This window comes from Streptomyces malaysiense (assembly GCF_000980885.2).
Classification (GTDB): Bacteria; Actinomycetota; Actinomycetes; order Streptomycetales; family Streptomycetaceae; genus Streptomyces; species Streptomyces malaysiense.
In genome coordinates, this window is sequence record NZ_LBDA02000116.1 from 68,370 (window position 1) to 92,107 (window position 23,738).

The 23,738-nt window shown below is 72.0% G+C and carries 16 protein-coding genes; 8 read left to right on the forward strand and 8 right to left on the reverse strand.

Features of this window, described 5'->3' with window-relative positions; translation table 11 throughout:
- Window positions 1-39: 39 nt before the first annotated feature.
- The 7 genes from VT52_RS33505 to VT52_RS33535 all read right to left on the reverse strand — a co-directional run bounded on the left by VT52_RS33505 (window position 40) and on the right by VT52_RS33535 (window position 8,272).
- Window positions 40-1,260, reverse strand: coding sequence for an NAD(P)/FAD-dependent oxidoreductase (locus tag VT52_RS33505; RefSeq protein WP_206306678.1), 1,221 nt, complete (start codon window positions 1,258-1,260; stop codon window positions 40-42).
- A complete protein-coding gene (locus VT52_RS33510) occupies window positions 1,260-1,454 on the reverse strand; it encodes a ferredoxin (RefSeq protein ID WP_046417399.1) in 195 nt (64 codons plus the stop codon). Before VT52_RS33510 ends, VT52_RS33505 begins: the two co-directional genes overlap by 1 nt.
- A gap of 130 nt (window positions 1,455-1,584) precedes the next feature.
- Window positions 1,585-2,814, reverse strand: coding sequence for a cytochrome P450 (locus tag VT52_RS33515; RefSeq protein WP_046417398.1), 1,230 nt, complete (start codon window positions 2,812-2,814; stop codon window positions 1,585-1,587).
- A gap of 221 nt (window positions 2,815-3,035) precedes the next feature.
- The gene (locus VT52_RS39240; RefSeq protein ID WP_240509990.1) at window positions 3,036-3,335 is read right to left on the reverse strand and encodes a TetR-like C-terminal domain-containing protein; all 300 of its coding nucleotides are present in this window, start codon (window positions 3,333-3,335) and stop codon (window positions 3,036-3,038) included.
- A 320-nt stretch (window positions 3,336-3,655) separates the two neighbouring features.
- The gene (locus VT52_RS33525) at window positions 3,656-4,420 is read right to left on the reverse strand and encodes an alpha/beta fold hydrolase (protein ID WP_046417397.1); all 765 of its coding nucleotides are present in this window, start codon (window positions 4,418-4,420) and stop codon (window positions 3,656-3,658) included.
- A gap of 682 nt (window positions 4,421-5,102) precedes the next feature.
- Window positions 5,103-7,502: a tetratricopeptide repeat protein gene (locus tag VT52_RS33530; RefSeq protein WP_063888334.1), complete on the reverse strand. Its 2,400-nt coding sequence runs from the start codon at window positions 7,500-7,502 to the stop codon at window positions 5,103-5,105.
- Between the two features lie 434 nt (window positions 7,503-7,936).
- Window positions 7,937-8,272: a hypothetical protein gene (locus VT52_RS33535; protein ID WP_046417395.1), complete on the reverse strand. Its 336-nt coding sequence runs from the start codon at window positions 8,270-8,272 to the stop codon at window positions 7,937-7,939.
- Between the two features lie 244 nt (window positions 8,273-8,516).
- Between VT52_RS33535 and VT52_RS33540 the strand changes: the two genes are divergently transcribed.
- The 6 genes from VT52_RS33540 (at window position 8,517) to sbnA (ending at window position 18,429) form a co-directional block, all read left to right on the forward strand.
- On the forward strand, window positions 8,517-9,008 hold the full coding sequence (locus VT52_RS33540; protein ID WP_053055425.1) for a hypothetical protein: 492 nt from the start codon (window positions 8,517-8,519) through the stop codon (window positions 9,006-9,008).
- A 363-nt stretch (window positions 9,009-9,371) separates the two neighbouring features.
- Complete coding sequence (locus VT52_RS33545; protein ID WP_046417394.1) at window positions 9,372-11,969, forward strand: Pls/PosA family non-ribosomal peptide synthetase; 2,598 nt, start codon at window positions 9,372-9,374, stop codon at window positions 11,967-11,969.
- Window positions 11,970-11,982: 13 nt separating this feature from the next.
- On the forward strand, window positions 11,983-15,234 hold the full coding sequence (locus VT52_RS33550) for a non-ribosomal peptide synthetase (RefSeq protein ID WP_046417392.1): 3,252 nt from the start codon (window positions 11,983-11,985) through the stop codon (window positions 15,232-15,234).
- Window positions 15,235-15,276: 42 nt separating this feature from the next.
- Entirely contained in the window at window positions 15,277-16,281 is a 1,005-nt protein-coding gene (locus tag VT52_RS33555; protein ID WP_046417391.1) for a TauD/TfdA family dioxygenase, read from the forward strand.
- The gene (gene sbnB / locus VT52_RS33560; RefSeq protein ID WP_046417389.1) at window positions 16,278-17,348 is read left to right on the forward strand and encodes a 2,3-diaminopropionate biosynthesis protein SbnB; all 1,071 of its coding nucleotides are present in this window, start codon (window positions 16,278-16,280) and stop codon (window positions 17,346-17,348) included. The genes VT52_RS33555 and sbnB overlap by 4 nt, the downstream gene beginning before the upstream one ends.
- A gap of 34 nt (window positions 17,349-17,382) precedes the next feature.
- On the forward strand, window positions 17,383-18,429 hold the full coding sequence (gene sbnA, locus VT52_RS33565; protein ID WP_046417388.1) for a 2,3-diaminopropionate biosynthesis protein SbnA: 1,047 nt from the start codon (window positions 17,383-17,385) through the stop codon (window positions 18,427-18,429).
- 400 nt (window positions 18,430-18,829) lie between these two features.
- On the opposite strand, the gene VT52_RS33570 is transcribed toward sbnA, so the two are convergent.
- Window positions 18,830-20,161, reverse strand: coding sequence for a COG1470 family protein (locus tag VT52_RS33570; protein ID WP_240509991.1), 1,332 nt, complete (start codon window positions 20,159-20,161; stop codon window positions 18,830-18,832).
- A 226-nt stretch (window positions 20,162-20,387) separates the two neighbouring features.
- Here VT52_RS33570 and VT52_RS33575 point away from each other — a divergent pair, with 226 nt between their 5' ends.
- Window positions 20,388-21,059, forward strand: coding sequence for a helix-turn-helix transcriptional regulator (locus VT52_RS33575; protein ID WP_240509992.1), 672 nt, complete (start codon window positions 20,388-20,390; stop codon window positions 21,057-21,059).
- 165 nt (window positions 21,060-21,224) lie between these two features.
- A partial coding sequence (locus VT52_RS33580) for a TolB family protein (RefSeq protein ID WP_240509993.1) occupies window positions 21,225-23,738 on the forward strand: 2,514 nt, incomplete at its 3' end.

Sequence of the window (23,738 nt, forward strand, 5' to 3'; positions counted from 1 at the left end):
TTGCCTGTAGAGCCTGAATGAAACTTGAGCTACCTCATGTCAATTCTGGTCCGCTTCCGGCAGGCCGTCCAGGGCACGGGTCCACTCGGTTCCGGCCGCGAGCGCCGCACGCCAGGCCCGCAGGGCGCGGGGCGGCATGCCCATGGCGAGCGCTCCGGTGAGTGCCGTTCCCCTGCGGTAGGCGACGAGGAAGCGGCCGTCCGCCGGATCTCCGTCGACCACCTGGGCCTCGTCGTGATCACGCAGGTGCCCGAACGCCTGGATCCTGAGGTCGTACTGGTCGGACCAGAAGGAGGGCACCGGGGCGAACGGCTTACCCTGCTCGGGGGCGAGGAGGTTGCGGGCGGCCGCCATGCCCTGTTCGGCCGCGTTCGTACGGTGCTCCACGCGCATGTCGGTACCGAAGAGCGGGTTGTGCCAGCGGGCCACGTCGCCCGCGGCGTAGATGCCGGGCGCGGCGGCGCTGTACTGGTCACAGGACACGCCGTCGGCCAGCCGCAGCCCGCTGTCCTCCAGCCACTCGGTGTTGGGCTCGGAACCGATGGCGATCAGGACATCGTCGGCGGGGATCGTGGTGCCGTCGCTGAGGAGCACGCCGGTGGCCCGGCCCGCCCCGGTGGTGATCCCGGCGACCTTGGTCCCGGTCCGCAGGTCCACGCCGTGATCGCGGTGGACCTGGGCCAGATGCGCGCCGACCTGCGCTCCGACGGCGTGCGCGAGGGGGACGGGCGCGGGTTCCACCAGGGTGACGGTCGCGCCGAGGGTACGGGCGGCGGCGGCGACCTCGGCCCCGAGGAACCCGGCGCCCACCACGACCAGCCGGCCCCCGGCGGTCAGCCGCTCGCGCAGGGCGAGGGCGTCACCGAGTTCCCGCAGGACGTGGACGCCCGGCGTGTCGCACTCGGGCAGCCGGCGCGGCCGGACCCCGGTGGCGATGACCAGACCGTCGTACGTCAGGCTCGTGCCGTCGGCGAGGGTCACGGTACGGGTCGCCGGGGCGAGGGCGGCGGCGGGCACGCCGAGGCGCAGATCCAGGGCGAGGGCGTCCAGGTCGGCCGGGCGGCGCAGCCGCACCCGCTCGGGCTCCCAGGTGCCGGTGAGGACCTGCTTGGACAGCGGCGGCCGGTCGTAGGGCGGGTGCGGCTCGCTTCCGACGAGGGTGAGCGAGCCGTCGTATCCCGCGCGGCGCAGGGTCTCGGCGGCCGTCAGACCGGCCGCCGAGGCGCCCACCACGACGACGCGGCGCGGCGGGACGCCCATCACGCCTCCACCAACCGGATCGCGGCGGCGGGGCAGATCGCGGCCGACTCCCGGACGTCTTCGTCGAGTTCGGGGCCGGGGGTGGCGTCCAGCAGCTGCACCGTGCCTTCGTCGTCCTGGTCGAAGACCTGGGGCGCCACCAGGACGCACTGCCCGGAGGCGACGCATTTGGGCTGGTCGACTTCCACGCGCATGGGTTCGTTCCTCGCTTCGTCGGTCCGCGGTTCGCGGTGCATGGTGCGCGGTGCATGGTGCGGCGGGTACGGCGCGCATGTCTGTGTGCCGTGTGTGCCGTGCGTGCCGTGCGTGTCCTGCCGTGAAGTGCTACCAGCGGACGGGTAGTTCATAAACGCCGTAGACGAAGCCGTCGTGCTTGAACTCCAGTTGATCGAAGTCGGTCGCCGGCGCCAGCGTGGGGATGCGGGAGTAGAGCGTGCTGTAGGCGACCTGGAGTTCGACGCGGGCGAGCGGCTGACCGAGGCACTGGTGGACGCCGTAGCCGAAGGCGACATGGCGGCGGGCGTCACGTGTGAGGTCGAGCCGGTCGGGGTCGGGGAAGGCACCGGGGTCCCGGTTGGCGATGTCGTTGGCGAAGATCACGCCGTCGCCCGCGTGGATCAGTTCGCCCCCGATCTCGATGTCCTCCAGCGCGACGCGACGCCGCCCGGAGTGGACGATGTTCAGGTAGCGCAGCAGCTCCTCCACGGCCGAGGCGACCAACTTGGGGTCGTCCCGGTCGCGGAGGAGGGCGAGTTGGTCCGGGTTGCGCAGCAGGGCCAGGGTGCCGAGGGCGATCATGTTGGCGGTGGTCTCGTGCCCGGCCACGAGCAGCAGAACACCCGTCTCGGCGGCTTGGCGCCGCGTCAGCTCGCCGGTGGCCACCCGCTCGACGGCGAGAGTGGAGAGCACGTCGTCCGCGGGGTCGGCGAGCTTGGCGGCCAGGAGGCCGTCCAGGTAGTCGGTGAGCGCCTCGGACGACGCGAGCAGTTCCTCGCGGGTGGAGGCGCGGTGCACCAGCACGCGGCTGTGACGCTGGAAGAAGTCGTGCTGCTCGTACGGCACCCCCAGCAGCGCGCAGATCACCAGGCTGGGCAGCGGCAGGGCGAACGCCTCGACCAGGTCGGTGGGGTTGGGCCCGGCGAGCATCTCCTCGATCAGGTCGTCCACGATGCGCCGCACGGACGGTCGCAGGGCCTCGACCTTCCGGATCGCGAACGGAGCCGTCACCATCCGGCGCAGCCGGGCGTGTTCGGGGTCGTCCGTGGTCAGCAGGGTGTTGCGGGTCCGGTCCCGCTCCCGCGTCGCGGCGCTGCGGTGGGGGTACCCGGGGCGCCGCGGGTCGGCGCTGATGCGCGGGTCGCCGAGCAGGGCCCGTACATCCTCGTGGCGGGTGATCATCCAGGGGCTGCTGCCGTCCCAGATGCGCACCCGGGAGACGGGGCGCTCCGCCTGGAGGTCCTTGAGGGCCGGGGGCGGATCGAAGGGGCATCCGGTGGCACGGGGCATGGGGTGCTCGGGAAGCCCGGTCGGTGTGTCCATGACGGTGTCGGTCACAGCTGCCTCCTCGGCAAGAGGGCACCCGACACCCCTGACGGAGTTAGGTGCTTCAGGCAACTTTATGGATCGCGGGGAGCACGTCAACGGTGCCGAAGGATTCGCCGTCGCTATCCGGCCACGATGCGATCGAGCAGATCGTCCGCGCGCTGGACGAGGCCGCGCGGGTCGGCCTCGTAGGGCAGGGCCATCGCGATGGTGACGATGCCGTGCAGCGCCGATCACAGCAGCAGCGCGTCCCGTTCGCCGCCCACCTGCCCGGAGCGGCCCGCCGGCAGCGCGGCCAGCGCTTCCTCCCGGACGCCGAGCACCAGCCGTACCGGGTGACGCGGTGAGTCCTCGCGGGGGCCGGCGATCCGCTCGACACCGAACATCAGCCGGAAGCGCCGTTGGTTCTCCAGCGCAAAGGCGCAATAGCGGTGGACCATGGCGCGCAGGGCGGAGCGGGGGGTGCCGGGGACGCTGCGGTCCCATGCCTGCCTCAGCTCGGCGACCAGCTTCTCGTAGGCCCTGCGTGTCACCGTGGCGACCAGTTCGAAGCGGTCCTTGAAGTGCAGATAGCCGCTGGGCGCTGCGATGCCGACCTCGCGGGCGACCGCGCGCGGCGACAGGGCCTCCTAGCGGCCCGACTCGGCCGGCAGCCGGGCCGCGGCCACGAGGATCTCCTCCTTCAGGGCGCCGCCCTCGCCCCACTGGCTCGGGGCACGGCGCTTGAACGTGTCGGCCACCCTGCACTCCCTCCGCTGCCCGCCTGCCGGGTGAGGCATTATCGGAGGTGGCCGAACAGTTGTCGCCGCGGAGGCCGGTGCCCCTGCGAAGCGGAGCACCGGCACCGCCCGACTCAGACCTCTTGGACGGCCGTTGCCCGCAGATGCCGGGCGAAGAAGCGGACCGCGCTGTCCGACTCGAACCGGGGCAGCTCCTTGTGCCGCCCGGAATTGGCGTGCAGGGTCTTCTCCTTCGAGGCGAACGCGTCGAAGAGGGCCAGCGCGGAGGCGCGCGGGATGTGCTCGTCGTCCCACTGCATGGCGTACTCGACGGGGATCGTGATCCGTCGCGCCGTCTCGGCCAGGGCGTCGGGCCAGTGCAGCCCGAAGACCGCGGCGGTGAACCTGGGGTCGTCCGCCACGAACGGCACGCCGATCGCGGTGGCCATGTTCAGGCCGAAGAAGCCGACGGGTCCGCCGGTGCCGATCCCCGGCAGCTCCTGGAGGGCGTCCAGGGTCGCGCGCCACTCGGGGACGGCGCGCTCGGCGAGCTGGGCGTTGTAGCGGACGACGATCGGGCCTTCCGGCTCGCCCGCCTCCCGGGCCCGGTACAGCGCGGCGATCTCCTGCTCGTCGTACGCCGTGCGCGGCCGGTCTCCGTGGCCGGGCGCGTCGACGACGGCGACATGGAAGCCGCAGCCGGTGACGAGCCGCCGGGCGCGGCCCGTCATCGCGGGCCACTTCTTGTGCGTGCCGCCGCCGTGGCCCATGAACACGAGGGGCGCTCGCTCGGGGCCGGAGGCGGGCGACCAGAGCACGCCCGGGATCTCGCCCAGGGTGAAATCGCGCTCGATCACGCCGTCGGCCGATGCCTGAGCGGTGAACTTGATTGACTGCATGGGGTGTTGTCGCATCACTGACTGCCTTTCGGAATGCCTTGTCGGCGAGGCGCTCCCGGCGACAGCTGTGTCAGCCGCTCGACCGTGACGAAGAGGGGAGCACCCACACGGATACCTCGGTCATGGGTCCCACCTCCTCACTCCGGCCCACGGTCGGCGAAAAGCTATCAGCCCGAACACCGTCCCGCCCACGGATTTTCACCGGCCCCGCCGCAGCGCCCCCGCGTCCGGCGTCCGGCGTCCGGCGTGAGGAGCTTGCACGGACGGCACAGCAGGGGCCTGTCCGCATGCCGGTCGAAGACGAGCGGAACACTGTCACCGACGCGGCTCTCGACGAACCCCACCACCCCGTCCCTCGCCCCCACCCGCCCCGGCTCTGCTCCGTTCTGCTCCGTCGAGCATTACGGTGACCAGGTCGAGCAGGGCGGCCCGTGCCGTCCATGACCATCCAGGGACTCGGTGGTGCGTCCCGGGGACGCGGCATCGATCCACTCGGATGCCGCGGTTCGCCGAGTCGACTGGTCAGGGGGCCGCTCGTAGCGCACGACGTGACCTCCGCACCTGGCTCAGCAGCGGCCGCGAACTCCGCGAGGACTCAAATGAACTGAGGGTCCGCGCAGGCACCGTGAACGGTCGGGTGACAATCGAACGTCTGCCCTCACGTCCGACGTAGCCTCGCCCCTCAGCCCTCCATCGCGGCGAGGCGCTCCCGCACCCGCTCCGCGCCGGACATGTTCTCCTGCTTCTCGTACCGCGCGGCGGCGGCCCGGAGATCCGCTGCGGCCTCCTCCGGGTGCCCGGCGCGCTGATGGCCCTCGGCCCGCTGTTCCAGTGCGTCGGCGAGTTGGAGGCCCGCGCCCTCGGCGGTCATGATCTCGACGGCCCTGTCCAGACAGACGAGCGCGAGTTCGGGATCGCCCGCGCGGAGGTGGGCCTCGCCCAGACTCATGTAGACGCGTCCCTCGTTGTAGGTGTCCGCGCCGTCGGGCAGAGTGCGGAAGCAAACGAGGGCATCGTTCAACTTCTGCAGGGCGGTTCGGAAATCACCCCCCTGGACGAGGGCGCGGCCGGTGTGGTGCGCCAGTAGGGCGGTGGCGCGGGGAACATCCCGCCATCCGTCTTCGCCCTCTCGGATACCACCCAGTACGCGCAGAGCCTCCTCGAAGGCATGGCGCGCCTCGCCGTGACGCCACAGCTTGAGGCGCAGCAGTCCGAGTGCCTCCAGGGCGGTCGCCTGGCCACGGAGATGGCCGCATGCCTGGTCGGCGGTGACAGCTGCTTCCAGAGCCTCCTCCGCCTTGTCGGCGTCGCCGACTCCCATGTAGGCGAATGCCAGTTGGACCAGTATCCGCCCCACCGCGCGCCGGTCGCCGAACTCCTCGGCGCCACGTCGGGCGGCATCGACCCCGCGCAGATGCGTCTCGATCCACTGTGCGTGGAAGCCGAGCCGCAGGTGCAGGCTCCACATCGCCTCGCACAGCTGCCACACGAGGTCGTCGTAGCCATGGTGCTCGGCCGCGTGGATGACGGCGGCGAGGTTCTCCCGCTCGGCGCGCAGCTCCTCCAACGCCTCCGCGCTGTCGCCCGGTTCGACGTGCCGCGGCACGGTCAGACGGTCGTAGACGGGGCCGAGGTGCCAGCGGTGCGGGATCACCCGCAGATCCGCGGCCGCCGCGAACCTCAGATATGCGACCGCCACCCGGCGGACCGCCTCACGCATCCGTCGTTCCCCGTCCTCGGCAACCGCCAGCTCACGGGCGTGGGCACGGGCCAGGTCGTGAAAGCGGTAGCGCTCCTCTGCGATCTCCTCCACCAGATGGACACGGGCCAACTGCTCCAGCATGTCCCGTGCTTGGGCCTCCTCGACACCGGCTGCGTGCGCGGCACACAGGAGGTTCACGGTCGGCCAGGGCCAGACCGCCAGCGCGCGGTAGAACGCAGCGCACTCGGAGCTGAGTTCGCCGTAGGACACGTCCTGGGCGAGCCGGACGGGGTCGGCGGGGCCGTACGGGTCGGTGTCTCCCATGGGGACTCCTGTCCGCTCCGTGCCGTTGATCCGGTCGGAGAGTCCGCGCGCCACACGGCCCCAGGAGAGGTGCTCGCGGACGGCGAGTCCGGCGCCGGTGGTGCATACCGCGAGCGGGATGCCGCCGGTGCCCTCCGCGACGGCCCGGACGACCTCCTCCGGGGCTGCCGACCGGCTTCGCCCGGCGACACGGCGAAGCAGCAGGACGGAGTCCGTGGTCGACAGCGGCCGCAGGGTGAAGGGGTGCGCGCCGTGTTCGGCCACGAGCCGGCCGAGGCGGTGCCGGCTGGTCACCAGGACGAGGGACCCGGGCGCGGCGGGCAGCAGAGGAAGCACCTGCGCGTCGTCCAACGCGTTGTCCAGTACGACGATCATGCGTCGGCCGGCCGTGAAGCCTCGGAACAGGTCCCGCTGCCGTGTCTCGTCGCCGGGAATGGTGCCGGCTCCGAGGCTCTCCAGGAAACGGACGAGCGCCTCGGAGGGCGTGAGGGCGGTGCCGACAGTCGCACCGGCCAGATCGACGAACAGGACCCCGTCCGGGAACCTCGCTCGCAGCTCGTGCGCGCACCGTACGACGGTGGCGGTCTTGCCGATGCCGCCCGGCCCGGTGAGGGTGGCGACGACCGGTGCGCCGGGTGCGCGCTCGGCGTCGTCCAGCAGTCCCTCGATCCAGGCGAGCACCTCCTCGCGGTCGGTGAACGCCGCGGTCGCGGGCGGCAACATTTCGGGGCGCAATGCGCCAGGGGCTGTGGCCGGCATCTGACGTGGCGCCAGCCAGGATGCCTCGCGCACCCATTCCCTGACCTCGTGGGCTGACTCCGGCGAACTGTGCGCGAGTTCGACGAGTTGTAACGCGACGGCCCTGCGTTCACGCTCGGTGACGGGCAGGACGAGGACCTGCTGACCTGATGAGGCACCCTGCTGGGATCCCGCCCTGCCGAGCAGGGCGTGCAGCCGTTCCGAGATCCGCCTGCCCACCTCGCCACCCGCTCCGGACAGCGCGCCGGAGGCGACCGTGCCGACCGCCGAGAACACCAAGTCGATCAACGGCTCCACCCAGCACTCCCCCAACTCGCCATAAGAGCAATCGTATCGACAATCCGGCAGTGAGAGAGGGCGGACGGACAAGGGACAGGGGCACGCGCATGGGTCGGCGCCACGTGAGCCGGAACCGTCCTCCAGCGGACCGGAAGTCCTTGCCCATGGTGGCGCGATCGGGGGGAAGGTGTGAGCGCGGGGCCCATGGAGCGATGAGTCGGATGATGCAGGGGGACGGTGGCGAGGACTGGGGCTGGAAGGCCGTCATGCCCCCTGTGTGAATGGCTTCGCCCGGGGTTCCCGGGAGGGACGCTGCGGCGCGCGTGGCAGGTGCGGGGACGTGTGCCGATGCTCGTGAGCGGCTCGCGGTGCGTCGGGGGAAGGCCCGGTGATGCGCCGTCGTCGGCCGGTCAGGAGGCCCCACGTGCCGGTGGCTCGGACCGCCACGCCCCTCAGTACGGCGCGAAGTCGAAGCTGTTCCACAGTCCCGTCGCCCGCACCACCTGGTCCGACGCGCCGATGTCCAGGAAGTCGTACGCGCCACCCGCGGGCACGGTGCAGTCGGCGGTCGTGTAGAGGCGCAGGCTGCTCTGGGTGTAGTTGGTCACGTGGGTGATGCCCTGGGGGAAGCGGTGGCACCCCTTGACCGGGGGGTTGCTGAGGGTCTGCACGACCCGTCCGTTGTTCCGTGCCACGATCTGACCGGACGCCTGGTCCTGGCAGGCGGTGAGCGCGATGCCGAGCAACGCGAAACCGGTGAGCGCGGCCAGCGGCCGTGAAGCGCGCATAGGGCCTCCTGTGCCAAGACGCCAAGACGGGTGCTGCCGGGGACCCGGTCCCCCCACCACTATCCGTCAGAGTGCGCCGGCCCGCCCGGCGAGGGCGTCCACACCGGGCACATCCCCTGTTCAGCGGCGCGCCGGGGGCCTTTCGGGTGCCTGTGTGGCCCGGGTGTCGCACCCGGTGTGCGGGGTGTGGCCGCCCACCCTTCACTGAGGGGAACGAATCGCAGCGAGGGTATGGGAGTCACACATGGCAGGGCTCGGGAGACGGGGTGCGTCGGGCGCGGTACTGGCCCTGGTCATGATGTCGGCCGCCGGCTGCGGCGGCGGTTCGCAGAACTCTCCCACTCCCGCCGAGCAGGCGGCCTCGGCCGCGTCCGCCGCCGCCTCGCTCGCCTCCCGGGGCGGTGACGCGCTCGCCTCGGCCACGGCGGAGGCCGGCCGCAGGCTCGCCGAGGCCAAGGGCGGCCTGAACGCCAAGGACCAGGTGAGCCTCGGCGCCGTCACCCTCGACGGCGACGGCCGGGCCACCACCTCGGTGACCGTGAGGAACACCGCCTCCTCCGCCAAGTCCTTCGCCGTCCAGGTCAACTTCACGGACGGCGGCGGCAATCTGCTCGACGTCGTCGTACTGACGGTCGACAACGTGGCCGCGCACGCCTCGGGCCGCGGCACCGCGCGCGGCAACCGCAAGCTGCACGGCGAGGTACGGGCGGACGTCGGCACCGCGCTTCGGTACTGACCCCGACACACCCCGCCCCCAGGGGGCCTCCTCGCACGACGCCCCCGCCCTCGCGGGCCCTTCGCCTCCGACGAACCCCGGTGAACCTCGGCGAACCTCCGGCGGACCCCGGCTGACCCCTGGCGAACTCCCGGCGAACGCCCGCCCGGACCCCCGACGCTGCCGCACGAGTGAACCGCCAAACGGGTGATCCACAGCGGCCTCCGGCCCGGGGCGCCCAAGGATCACGGCCCCGTCGGGCAATTCCGGCGAGTCGGGCTATTGGTTCGAAGTGACAGGCTTACGGTGCCCTGTCCACACTGAATTGGCGGTTCGTGATCAGGAATGTGCATCAGCGATCCAGAACGTTCTCGAGGAGATCGAATGGTGGAGCAGTCTTCCGAGATCGATATAAGCGGGCCGGACGCAGCCGCCCTCACTCTGAGCGGTGCCGGCCCGGACAGAACCGAGACCGAGAGCGGACTCGCGGCCGCGCTGGCCGAGGTGGTCGGCAGTGAGCGGGTCCCCGTGGACAGCCACTTCTTCACCGACCTCGGCGCCAACTCCCTGGTCATGGCCCAGTTCTGCGCACGGGTGCGAAAGCGGCCCGACCTGCCGTCCCCGTCCATGCGGGACATCTACCGGTACCCCACCATCCGGGACCTCGCCGGAGCCCTCGCCCCGGCCGCTCCCCCGCCGGACGAGGCCGCGGGCACCGCGGCGGCACCCGCGGCCCCGGCGCCCGCAGCGCCCCCCGCGCCCCTGCCGCGCACCAGCCGGCTGAGCCATCTCCTGTGCGGGACCTTCCAGTTGCTGGCCTTCCTCGCCTACTCGTTCGCCTCCGGCCTGGTCACCGGCACCGGCTACGAGTGGGTCGCCGACGGCAACGGGGTCGCAGACATCTACCTGCGGTCACTGCTCTTCGGCGGCGCCGGGTTCATCGCCCTGTGCGTCTTCCCGGTCATCGCCAAGTGGCTGCTCGTCGGCCGCGCGAAACCGGCCGACTTCCCCGTCTGGGGCCTCGCGTACACGCGCTTCTGGCTGGTGAAGGCGCTGCTGCACGCGAACCCGATGGTCCTCTTCGCCGGCACCCCGCTGTACGTGCTGTACCTGCGGGCCCTCGGCGCCCGGATCGGCAGGGGGGTCACGATCCTCTCGCACACCCTGCCGGTCTGCCCCGACCTGGTGACGATCGGCGCCGGGACGGTGATCCGCAAGGACTCCTTCATCCTCGGCTACCGGGCGCACCAGGGCCGCATCCAGACCGGCCGGATCACCCTCGGCGAAGGCGTGTTCATCGGGGAGAAGACCACGCTGGACATCGACACCTCGATGGGCGACGGGTCGCAGCTCGGGCACGCCTCGGCGCTGCACCGCGGCCAGGCGGTACCGGCGGGCGAGCGCTGGCACGGCTCCCCCGCGGAGCCGGCCGGGACCGACTACCTGCGCGTGCCGCCCGCCCGGTGCGGCACCCTGCGCCGGGCCTGTTTCGGCCTCGGGAACCTGCTCCAACTGGTCTTCCTCTACATTCCGTTGGTGGTCGGCGGGATGTACATGCTGTTCACGGCGGTACCGGCGATCGGCGATCGCCTCGACCCGGACACCGACGACCTGGCGCCGGACCGGCTGCTCGCCGACTCGCTGCTGCTCTCCCTCGCGCTGTTCCTCGGCTTCATCGTCGTGGGTCTCGTCGTCCTGTACACGCTGCCCAGGCTGCTGCACCTGCTCGTCCGGACCGACCGGGTCTATCCGCTCTACGGCTTCCACTACGCGCTGCACCGCATGACGGCCCGTCTGACGAACGTCAAGTTCTACGCCTGGCTGTTCGGTGACAGCTCGTTCGTCGTGCACTATCTGCGCGGCCTCGGGTACGACCTGTCGCACGTCGAGCAGACCGGTTCGAACTTCGGCACCGAAGTGCAGCACGAGACGCCGCTGTTGGTCTCGGTCGGCAGCGGCACCATGGTGGCCGACGGGCTGTCCGTGCTGAACGCGGACTATTCGAGCACGTCGTTCCGGCTGTCGCGGGTGTCGATCGGACCGCGCAACTTCCTCGGCAACAACATCGCCTATCCGGCGGGCGGCAGGACGGGCGAGAACTGCCTGCTGGCGACCAAGGTGATGATCCCGCTGGACGGCGAGATCAGACAGGGCGTGGGGCTGCTCGGCTCCCCGTGCTTCGAGATCCCGCGCTCGGTCGACCGCGACGCCCGCTTCGACCATCTGCGCGCGGGCGAGGAACTGAGCACGCGGCTGCGGGCGAAGAACCACTACAACCTGCGCTCGATGGCCTGGTGGCTGCTCGCCCGCTGGCTGCACGTCTTCGTGCTCACCGTGTTCGCGCTCGCCACGGTGGACCTGTACGGCATGGCGGGCCATGTGGTGATAGGGGCCTATCTGGCGATCACCCTCGCCTTCTCCACCGCGTACTACATCCTGCTGGAGCGCTGCATGACCGGATTCCGCGGTCTGCGGCCCCAGTTGTGCTCCATCTACGACCGGGACTTCTGGCGGATCGAGCGCCTGTGGAAGGTGCCGTCGCAGTGGCTCAACATCTTCAACGGCACCCCCTTCAAGAGCCTGGTCTGGCGGCTGATGGGTGTGCGCGTGGGCCGCATGGTGTTCGACGACGGCTGCTACATCACCGACCGGACCCTCGCGGTCATCGGCGACGAGTGCACCCTCAACGCGGGCAGCAAGATCCAGTGCCACTCGCAGGAGGACGGCACCTTCAAGTCTGACTACATCAGGCTCGGAGCCGGTACCACGCTGGGTGTCTCCGCCCATGTCCACTACGGCGTGACGATGGGCGAGGGTTCGGAGCTGGTCTCCGACTCCTTCCTCATGAAGGGCGAGGAAGTGCCCCCGCACGCGCGGTGGGGCGGCAATCCGGCGGTGGAGATGCCGGTGGCCGGCGGTCCGCCCGGCAGCCCCGCACCGACCGCCGCTACAGCAGGCGCCTCCGCGGCGACCGTGAGTTGAGGAAGGCCATTCGATGGGAACGCGCGTGGAAGCGGACCGGGAGTTCTGGCAGCGGGTGCTGACCGCAGGCGGTGTCACCTCGGTGCCGCGCTGGGTCCGGGAGCCTGCTCCCGGGTCGGCCGAGCACGAGATGCCGGTGCCGGACGAGGTGGCGCGGTCGGTGCGCGAGCTGGTCGGGCGCCGAGGGGTGCCGGTCAGCGCGCTGCTGCTCGCGGCACACGCCAAGGTGCTGGCCACGCTGTCCGGGGAGCCGGACGTGGTCACCGGCTACACCACCGGGGTGCGCGGCGAACCGCTGCCCTGCCGGCTGACCGTCCGTCCCGGCTCCTGGCGGGAGCTGGCGGCGGCGGCCGAGCACGCAGAGGCGGAGGTACTGGCGCACCGGGAGTTCCCGGTGGAGAAGCTGCGCCGCGAACTCGGGCTGACCGAGCCTCCGTACCAGGTGGTGTTCGGGCCCATCGGGGCCGACGAGAACCACGCCGACGACGGTGTCCTGCGGGTGCGCTGGTCGGACCGGGGCGGCCGGCTGCTGCTGCGCCTCGGGTACCGCGAGGACGTCCTGGACGCCGCCGCGGCGGCCCGGATCGGCGGCTACCACCTCACGGCCCTCGGGCTGCTGGCCGCGGACCCGGACGCCGACCACGACGCGCGGAGCCTGCTGTCGGACGACGAGGTGCACGAGCAGTTGGAGGGGCTGGCCGGTCCGCACCGGCCGCTGCCCGAGGCACGGGCGCACGAGCTGTTCGAGCAGCGGGTGCGGACGCATCCGGACGCGGTGGCGGTCGTCCAGGGCGGGCGGGAGTGGACGTACGACGAGCTGAACCGGCGGGCCAACCGGCTGGCGCGGGCGCTCGTCGAGCGGGGCGTCGGCCGGGAGGACGTGGTCGCCGTCGTCATGGAGCGCGGCCTCGACTGGCCGGCGGCGACGCTCGCGGTGTTCAAGGCGGGCGGCGTCTACCTGCCGATCGAGCCGCACTTCCCGGCCGGGCGGATCGCGGCGACGCTGTCGCGGGCCGGCTGCCGGCTGGTGCTGACCGAGTCCGGCAGCACCGCCACCCTGGACGAGGCGCTGACGTCGGTGGCCGGCGCGGAGCGGCTGCTGGTCGAGGAGGCGTACGCGCGGCCGCACACCGAGGACGACCTCCATGTGCGCGTCGAGGCGGACCAGCTGGCGTACATCTACTTCACCTCCGGGTCGACGGGTGAGCCGAAGGGGGCGATGTGCGAACACGCGGGACTGCTCAACCACCTCTTCGCCAAGATCGACGACCTGGGTATCGGCGAGGGCTCCGTGGTGGCGCAGACGGCGCCGCAGTGCTTCGACATCTCGCTGTGGCAGCTGGTGTCCGCGCTGCTGGTGGGCGGGCGGACCCTCCTGATCGGGCAGGACGAGATCACCGACGTGGAACGCTTCGTCGGCACGCTGGCCGACGGGCGGGTCGCGGTGGCGCAGCTGGTGCCCTCCTATCTGGAGGTCGTGGTCTCCTATCTGGAACAGCGGCCGCGCGAACTTCCCGACCTGCGCTGTGTGTCGGTGACCGGCGAGGCCCTGAAGCGGGAGCTGACGCAGCGCTGGTTCGCCATCGAGCCGCACATCAGGCTGCTCAACGCCTACGGCCTGACCGAGACGTCGGACGACACCAATCACGAGCTCCTGGACCGGGTGCCGGAGCGGGTGCTGCTGGGGCGGGCGGTGAACAACGTACGCGTCTACGTCGTGGACGAACGGTTGTCGCTGGTGCCGCTGGGCGCGCCCGGCCTGATCGCGTTCTCCGGCGTCTGTGTGGGCCGGGGGTACGTCAACGATCCGGAGCGCACCCGGGAGGCGTACCGCACGGACCCGTACCGGCCCGGTGAGCGGCTGTATCTGGGCGGTGACTGGGGGCGCTGGCACCCGGACGGCAAGCTGGAGTTCCTGGGCCGCCGGGACAACCAGGTGAAGATCCGCGGGTTCCGCATCGAGATCGGGGAGATCGAGAACGCGCTGCTGCGGGTGGCCGGGGTGCGGGACGCGGCGGTGGTGGTCACCGAGCGGGGCGGCGGCAGCAGGCATCTGATCGCCTTCTGCTCGGGCGCGCCCCGGCCGGCGCGCGAGCTGCGCGAGGCGCTCGGTGCGGTGCTGCCCGCCTACATGGTCCCCTCGGCCTTCCACTGGCAGGAGGCCCTGCCGCTGACCGCCAACGGGAAGATCGACCGCAAGGCGCTCACCGCGCTGGCGTCGGCGGCCGCGCCGGCCGCCGAGGAGAGCGCGGCGGGGGACGTCCCGCTCGGTCCGGCCGAGCGGCGGCTCGCCGCGGCCTGGGCGCTGGTGCTGGGCGTGCCGGCTGAACAGGTGCGCCGCTCGGACCAGTTCTTCGACTCCGGCGGCACCTCGCTGACCGCGGTCAAGCTCAGCATCGCGCTGGAGCGGGCGGTGTCCCTCAAGGACATCACCCGGCACCCGGTCCTCGCCGACCTGGCCGCGCTGCTGGACGGCGCGACCCGGCAGCACGGCGAGCTGCTCCAGCCGCTCGCGGAGGGCGACGGCGCGGCCGAGGGCGCACTGGTGTGCTTCCCGTACGCGGGGGGCAACGCGGTCAACTTCCAGCCGATGGCGAGCGCGCTGGCCGGCAGCGGGCTCACGGTCCTCGCGGTGGATCTGCCCGGCCACGATCTGGCCGCGCACCAAGAGCCGTTCGTCTCCATCGCGCAGGTGGCCGAGCAGGTCGCCGCGGAGATCGTCGCGCGCGGCCTGACCCGGGTGACGCTGTGGGGCCACTCCTCGGGGGCGGCGCCCGCGATCGAGACGGCCCGACGGCTCGCCGAGCGCGGGGTGCGGGTCACCCGGGTGTTCGTCGGCGCCCAGCTCCTCGGCACCGCCGACGAACGAGGGCGCGCCGTAACCGAGTTGACCGGACTCGGGGACGCGGAGATCGCGGCCCGGCTCACCGCGGACAGCGGCTACACCGAGCTCGCGGAGCTGAACGAGGCGCACGCCGAGCACATCGGCGCCGCCTACCGGCACGACTGCGTGGCCGCGCACCGCTACCTCCGCGCGGCCCTCCAGTCGCCGCCGGCCAAGCTGGCCGCGCCGCTCACGGTGGTCGTCGCGGCCGACGACCCGCACACCGCGGGCGCGACCGAGCGCCACCGGGACTGGCTGCTGCTGGCCGACCAGGTGGAACTGCACGAACTGGCCGACGGCGGCCACTACTTCCCCCGCACCCGGCCGGCCGAGGCGGCGCGGGCCGTGCTGCGGACCGCCGTACCCCTGACCACGTCCTGAGCGACGCGGATCCTCCAGACGGGCAACCGAAAGGAAACCGAGATGCCGTTCTCATCCCTGGCAGCGCCGCTCGAGGTGGAGCTGCGGCCGCACAGACCGGCGCTGCTGCGCGTCGACTCCCGGGGCGACGCCCCGAACTGGGCGGGCGGGCACCGCGAGGCGCTGCGCGCGCTGGTGACCGAGCACGGGGCGCTGCTCGTCCGCGGTCTGGGTCTGCGGGACGCGGACCAGGTCGGTGCCGTCTTCGCCAGGATCACCGGTGAACTCATGGCGGAGCGTGAGGCGTTCGCACCCCGCGAGACCCTCGCGCCCGGGGTCTGCTCCGCCACGCCGTGGCCGGCCAACCAGCCGATGTGCATGCACCATGAGTTGAGTTACACACTGGACGTACCCTCCCTGATGCTGTTCGCCTGCCTGACCGCGGCCACGGAGGGCGGGGCGACGGCGGTGGCCGACGCCGGGGAGGTGCTCGACGCGCTGCCCGCCTCGCTGACCGAGCGGTTCGAGCGCGAGGGCTGGCTGCTGACCCGCAGCTACAACGACGAGATCGGGGCCTCGCTGGCCGAGTCGTTCGGCACCGAGGACCGCGAGGAGATCGAGCGCTACTGCCGGGCGAACGCCATCGAGTTCACCTGGCGGGCGGACGGCTCGCTCCACACGGAGCAGCGGCGCAGCGCCGTGGTACGGCATCCGGTCACGGGCCGGCGCTGCTGGTTCAACCAGATCGCGTTCCTCAACGAGTGGACGCTGTCCCCGGAGGTGCGCGAGTACCTGGTGGACATGTACGGCGAGGACGGGCTGCCGTTCAACACCCGTTACGGGGACGGCACCCCGATCGGCGAGGAGGTGGTCGAACTGCTCAACTCCACCTATGAGGCACACACCCGGCGCGAGCCCTGGCAGGCCGGGGATCTGCTGCTCGTGGACAACATCTCCACCGCCCACAGCCGGGAGCCGTTCGGCGGCGAACGGCAGGTACTGGTGGGCATGGCGGAGCCGCTCCGGCTCGCCGACGGCCGCCCGACCCCGGAGGCGAGCGAGCGATGAGCGATCTGCTGACGACAACCGCCGAGCGGGCGGCGGGCGGACCCTCGGTGCCGACGTTCTCGGTGCTCTCCGGACAACAGGTGCAGCAAGCGCTGACCGGGCGCGAGCGGGAGCTGGTGGCGCTGGTGGAGGCCACCTACCGGCTGCACGGCGCCGGGGACTCGGTGAACCCGCCGTCGTACTTCCTGCGCTTCCCGGACCGTCCCGACTCGCGGATCATCGCGCTGCCGGCCTCCATCGGCGGTTCGGTGCACGTGGACGGCCTGAAGTGGATCTCCAGCTTCCCGGACAACGTGCGCTCCGGGCTGCCGCGGGCCTCCGCGGTGCTGATCCTCAACGACCCGGAGACCGGCTATCCGTTCGCCTGTCTGGAGAGCTCCATCATCAGCGCCACCCGGACCGCCGCGTCCGCGGCGCTCGCGGCCGACTGGCTGAGCCGCGGCCGGCCCGCCCGGCCCGCGCGGATCGGCTTCTTCGGCACGGGGCTGATCGCCCGGTACATCCACACCTTCCTGGCCGGCACCGGCTGGGAGTTCGACGAGATCGGCGTGCACGACGTGTCCGCCGACAGCGCCGAGGGCTTCCGGGGCTATCTGCGCCCGAGCGGTGCGGGCGGTCAGGTCACCGTGCACGACAGTGCCGAGGGCCTGATCCGTTCCAGCGATCTCGTGGTCTTCGCCACGGTCGCCGGCAAGCCGCATGTCACCGATCCGGCCTGGTTCGATCACAACCCCCTCGTCCTGCACGTGTCGCTGCGGGACCTGGCCCCCGAAGTCCTGCTGGGCGCCGCCAACTTCGTCGACGACGTCGAGCACTGCCTGAAGGCCGACACCTCACCCCACCTGGTCGAACAGCTCACCGGTGACCGCGACTTCCTCAACGGCACGCTCAACGACGTGCTCCAGGGGCGGGCCGCGCCGCCGACCGACCGGCCGGTGGTCTTCTCGCCCTTCGGACTCGGTGTCCTCGATCTCGCCGTCGGCAAGTACGTCTACGACGAGGTTTCCCGGGCGGGCAGCCTCCGCCTCATCGACGACTTCTTCCACGACCTGCGCCGGTACGGCTGAGGCCCGTCCTCGGCCCGGCACCAGGAGGTCCGCCGTGCCTGTCATTACCGCTCCCCATGCCTTCAACGAGGGCCATCTCTTCGTCGACCTGGAGTCGATCTGCGGACAACCCCTCCATCTCAAGTGCGAGGGCTTCAACTTCGCCGGCTCCATCAAGCTGAAGGCCGCGAACGAGATGGTGGAGAGCGCCGAGCGGGACGGACTCCTGAAGCCGGAGTCCATCCTCGTCGAGTCCTCCTCCGGGAACCTCGGCGTGGCGCTCAGCATGATCGCCGCCAGCAAGGGCTACCAGTTCCTGTGTGTGACGGACTCCCGTTGCAACCTGTCGACCAGACTGCTGATGGAGGCGCTCGGCAGCGAGGTGCACATCATCGCCGACCAGGACTCCAACGGCGGTTTCCTGGGCACGCGGATCGAGTACGTGCGCCAGCTGTGCGCGTCCGACGAACGGTACGTCTGGCTGAGCCAGTACACCAACGCGGGCAACTGGCGGGCGCACTACCGCACCACGGCCCCGGAGATCGCCCAGCAGTTCCCGGACCTGGACGTGGTGTTCATCGGGGCCGGCACCACCGGCACCCTGATGGGCTGCGCCCGCTGGTTCAGGCAGTGGCACCGGCCGGTGCGCGTCGTCGCCGTGGACAGCGTGGGCTCGGTGGCCTTCGGCGGCGAGCCGGGCCGCCGGATGATCCCGGGCCTGGGCATGAGCATGCGCCCGCCGCTGCTGGACGAGTCCGTCGTGGACGAGGTGATCCGGGTGGAGGAGGCGGACACCATCCGCATGTGCCACCGGATGGCCCGCCGCGGCTTCCTGTTCGGCGGCTCCACCGGGACCGTCGTCAGCGGGGCCACCGACTGGCTCGCCCGGAACGACGCCCGCGGACTGTCCGCGGTCGCCATCGCGCCCGACATGGGCGAGCGCTACCTCGACACCGTCTACCAGACCAACTGGCTCCAGGACCTGTACGGCGATCACGTCCTGGATGCGGAGGGGATGGACACCGTGCGGGAGGGGATGGACACCGTGACGGAGGAGGTCGAGTCCGCGACCCGGACGTCGGAGCGCAGGCGCCGCCCGTAGCGCCTCGCGAAGGGAAGGGCGCCTGACCGGGGATGTTGCCCGCAGGGCGCCCTTCGGCGCGCACGGGAGGGCAGCTCCGCGGTGCGGCGGAGGCCACCCTCATGCCGCCGGGAAGGGCACTCCCGCCGCGCCCAGGGGCCCGCGCGCGGGCGCGCGGGCGTCTGCGCGCCCCCTTTCACACCCGTCCCCCACATGCACGGTAGGGAACAGGCCATTCCACCCGGGCCGGGTGGCGCCGTGGACCCCGGTCCCGCTCTCGTACGGCCGTGAAGTTCCTGGCCATCCGCACTGACCTGCACATTTCATGCACGGTTCGGCCCGGTATCGGTTTTCGGACGGAGTAAAAGTCTCCCCTTCCCACACAGGCCACACCAGGCGAACTATTTTCAGAAAAGCCACTTCATCGTGCGGTGTTCGCGAGTTCGCCGCTCACGTTCAGGACCTCGTGGCACTGCTGTGCCTGCCGGCCCGTGGCCGGGGTGCCCGGCTTCGCACAGGTCACGTTCGCGGTGACGGTGGCGTTCGCGGGGATCTCGATGGGGGTGACCCAGTGGTAGTCCTGATTGCGGAACGTCTCCAGCGCGATCGTGGTGATCTTCCGGTCCCCGAAGCTGATCGTCATGACCCCCTCGTCGCCCTGGAAGTTGGCGACCACGATGTCGGTGACGCCGAACACCTTGCCCTGCGGGACCGTATAGCTGCCGGTCTTGACCTGCCCGCCGGCCGTCTGCACGTCGATGGTGGCCGAACTCTGCTCGCCGCCGCCCGAGGCGCCGGTGCCGCCGGGGCCGCCGCCCGAGGACACGCCCGGTCCGGTGCCGCCCTGTTCCTTGCCCGTGCCCGTGCCCGTGCCCGTGCCCGGCGACTGTCCGTTCTTGCCGCCGCCGGGGGTGGGCCGCGGCTGGACCACCTCGTCGGCGGCCTGCCGGGCCGCGCTGCGCACCGCCGGGCGCACCAGCGCGAACCAGGCGAGCAGCAGGGCGAGGATGGCCGCGAGGAGCGCCAGCAGCCACTTCGGGAAGACGGGGATCTGGACGAACTCGGCCTCCAGCGGGGGCCGTACGTACGTCACGGGGTGCCCGCCCGCCTCCGCCCGCGCCTCGGCCGCACCGTCGGTGGTGTGCACGGTGAACGGCCACACGGCGGGCTTGCCGAACCACACCGGCTTGCCGGTGCGCACCCGCAGCCGGGTCTCCGCCGACTCGCCCGGCGCCGGCTCCAGGCCGGCCGGGACGAACCCGAACCGCAGTTCCTCACCGGCCTGTTCGGGCCGGAAGGAGATCCGCGTCGAGGTGTTGCCCTCGTTGCGCACCGCCAGCCGGTATCGGCCGCGCAGCCAGCCGCGCCTGCGCCGCGGGAGGATCTCGGTCCGCAGCTCGTGGAACTCCTCGACGTGCACCGTCGTCTCGGGCACGGTGACCGACTCGGGGTGCTCGGCGGGCAGCACGCGCACGCCCAGCGGCACATCGCCGGCCCGGACCTCGGGCGAGCGGGGAGGGGCCAGACTGATGGTCACCGTCTCGGAGGTGTCGGGGTAGAGCGAGATGCGTGCGGGTTCCACGGTCGCCCAGGGCGCGCAGTCGCCCACCACCTCCAGCGTGTAGGCCTCGACGATGTCGCTGTCGTTGCGCACGGTCAGGCTGGTGGTGGCGGTGCCGCCCGGGGTCACCGACACGGCCGGGATGTCGAGGCCGGGGGCGCCGGGTCCGGAAGAGGCTGCAGATGGCGTCACGCCACGACGTTAGAGCCGTACCCAGGTCACCACGAGAGATGCGGGGGCAACTCACGGGCAGACGACGTGCCCGCCGCGGCCAAGGTCAAGTTCGCGCAGCAGTACGGGTGCTGACGCCCTGAAGGCTACATGTTCTCCGTCCCACCGACCCGGGCGCCACCGCCGTCGCCCGAGCCGCGTCCTGAACAACGCCATCATGTCCGGCCTTGCGAAAGAAAGTACTTTCATGATCGTCCAGATGCCCGGCGGGACATCGCCCGCCTCCGTCGGCCGCCCGGACCGGGTGACCGTGGCCGTCTACGCCCAGGATCTCGTCCTGCACATCGGCATCATCCAGCAGCTGCGCCAGCGACCGGAGTTGGAGCTGCTCTCCGACAAGGACGCGGACGGGGCGCAGATCTCGCTCGTGGTCGTCGACACCGTGGACGACGAGGTGACGGCCCTGCTGCAACGGCTCCAGCGCAACACCGCCACCCGCACCGGGCTGGTGGTGGGCTCCTTCGAACCGGCCGCGCTGCAAAGGGTGATCGAGTGCGGGGTGGGCGCGGTGCTGCGGCGCTCCGAGGCGGACCAGGACCGGCTGCTGCACCTGGTCCTGGCGCTGGCCAAGGGCGAGGGCGTGCTGCCCGGCGATCTGCTGGGCAAGCTGCTCAGCCATGTCGGCAGCCTCCAGCGCTCGGCGCTCGACCCGCGCGGCCTCTCGCTGTCCACGCTGACCGCGCGCGAGGCGGACATGCTGCGCCTGGTGGCGGAGGGGCTGGACACCTCGGAGATCGCGGAGAAGACGTCGTACTCCGAACGGACCGTCAAGAACGTGCTGCACGAGGTGACCACGCGGCTCCAACTGCGCAACCGGGCACACGCGGTGGGGTACGCGCTGCGCAACGGTCTGATCTGACGGGGGACCGATGAACCGGGCCGAGGGCTGTCCGGGCACCCGGGGGCTGCCCGAAAGCGCAACGGGACGTTCCCCCGGGAGAGTCCCCGGTGCCCTGCCGCGGGGCTCGCCGACGGCGCACAGTGGCGGGGCGCACCCATGTGTACCGAGACTGCGAGGTGGACCGTGAACGGCACCGCTGGCCCCGGCGGGCAGCGCCGGCTGGGGAGACTCGGCGCCTCGTTGCTGCTGCTGGTCCCGTTGTTCGCGGTGACCGCGGCCTCGGGACCGAGCGGCGCGGACCCGGTCCGGCCGACGGCCGCGGCCACCGCGCCCGCGCGGGTGACCTTCGCGGGCACCGGCCACCGGAGCCTGGGCCGGGTCACGGACACCGAGACCAGCGCTCCGCTGTTCGGCGCGGGCCCGGCGCACTACGACGTGCAGGCGACGGCGCTCGGCGACACGCTCGTGTTCGCGAGCCGCCGCGACGACAAGCGGCCGCAGATCTATCTGCGGGCGCCGGACGGCTCGGTGCGCAAGCTGACCAGCGGCCGGGACGCGGCACATCCCCGGCTGACCCCGGACGGTGGTTCCGTGGTGTTCGACTCCGCGGAGCCGGGCGGCCCCGACGGCAGGAAGCAGCGCGATCTGTGGCTGGTGCGCACCGACGGCACCGGTCTGACCCGGCTGACCGACACGCCGTACGACGAGCAGAGCCCGACCGTGTCGGCGGACGGGCAGCGGCTGGCCTACAGCGCGGACCCGGACGCGGCCACCGGGACCCAGATCTATGTGCGCCCGCTGGCCGGGGGCACCGCCACCGCGCTCACCGGGACGCTCGGCGGCAAGGCGACCGAGCCGGCGTTCAACCCGGTGAACGACGCGGCGCACCGGGACCTGCTCGCGTACACGTACACCGCCGACGCCGGGACCGGGCCCCGGCTGCGGGAGCTCGGCCGCCCGGACGGGGACCAGCCGCTGCTCGCGGGCACGGCGGCGCAGTGGCGGACCCATGGGGCAGCCTGGATGCCCGACGGGAACGGCGTGCTGTTCCTCAGCACCAACCACACCTGCACCTGCGAGGGCGACTGGAACCATGTGTGGCGGGCCCCGCCGAACGTGGACCAGGACCCGCAACTGGTGCTCAGCGAGAACCGTGACCTCTCCTCGGTGACCTGGGTGGGCCCGCCGGACGGGGGCTACCCGGTGGTGGACCGGCTCTCGGAGCCCGCACCGGTCGTGAAGGGCGTGGACGCGACGCCCGACCAGCGGGTGGCGACCTTGCAGGACGTACGGACGGACGGCTCCGACCCGCGCGATCTCGGGGTGCCGGTGCTCCAGGAGGACCCGGCGGCCGGCACCAACACCGATCCGGCGAAGGACCCGCTGTTCCAGCCGGCCGCCGGGTACGACCCGTGGACGGAGCGGCAGAACTACACACCGGACGGCCGCCGGATCGTGGTGACCCGGTTCGAGGACGGCGGCGAGGGACGGATCGAGCGGATCTGGACGACGGACGCCGACGGTCTCGACCAGAAGGTGATGCCGCTGGCCGGGCGGGGGCCGCGGGACTGGGACACCGACCCGACGTTCTCGCCGGACGGCAAGTACCTCGCCTTCACCAGGACTTCACCGGGCGGGGTCGGCTCCGCGTCCGGTCCCGGCCGCATCCTGATCGCCGACGCCGCCACGGGCGCGATCGTGCACGAGGTGGTCCCGCCGGCCGGGCAGCAGAACGGCGGCGACGCCCAGCCCACCTGGTCACCGGACGGCACCCTGCTCGCCTTCACCCGTGACGCGGTGATCGACGGCAAGGGCGGCGACAAGCACATCTGGACCGTGCCGGTCGGCGACCTGAACCAGCAGAAGGACCTCAGCGCGGCGAACTGCCCCGGGAACTGCTCGGTCATCGACGACAGTCCCGCCTTCTCCCCCGACGGCCGCTCGATCGCCTTCAACCGCAAGAACGGCGGCGGCCTCGTCGACGAGCGCAACGGCCTGGTGCTGACCTCCGTGTCCGGCGACAGCTGCCAGGTGCTGCTGCCCGCGGCGGCACGGGGCAGCGCGGACGCCTGCCGTCGGCAGCTGCCCGACACCACGGTCACCGGACCGCACCAGCCGCGCGACGCGGCCTGGACGGCGGACGGCTCCCGGATCGTCTTCAGCGCGCGGGACGACGCGCCGGTCGACTGCCCCGAGAACCTGTACGTGCTGACCGTGGCGACCGGTCACATCACCCCGCTCACCACCGAGTTGCCGGGCCGGCAGAAGGAACCCGGCGTCGAGCAGTCGGTGGACCTGACGGTGCGCGCGCCGGGTACGACACCCCCGGTGACCGTCGGCAAGTCCACGGATCTGAAGGTCGACGTCGTCGACAACGGCCCGGCCGCCTCCCCCGGCACCCGGCTGACCATGGCACCGCCGGCCGGGGTGACCGTCACCGCGGTCACGTACCCGGGCGGCACCTGCGACGCGGCCGCGCTCCAGTGCGACCTCGGGGTGGTGCCACCCGGCACGACGGTTCCGGTCACCGTGACCGTCACCGGGAACGTGACCGGTGACCAGCCCATCGACTGGTCGGTCGCCGGCAGCGTGATCGACCCGCGGCCGGGGGACAACTCCGCCCGGACCGTGGTGCCGGTGCGGCCCCCCGCGCCGCCGACCCCGACACCCACACCGACACCCACCCCCACACGTACC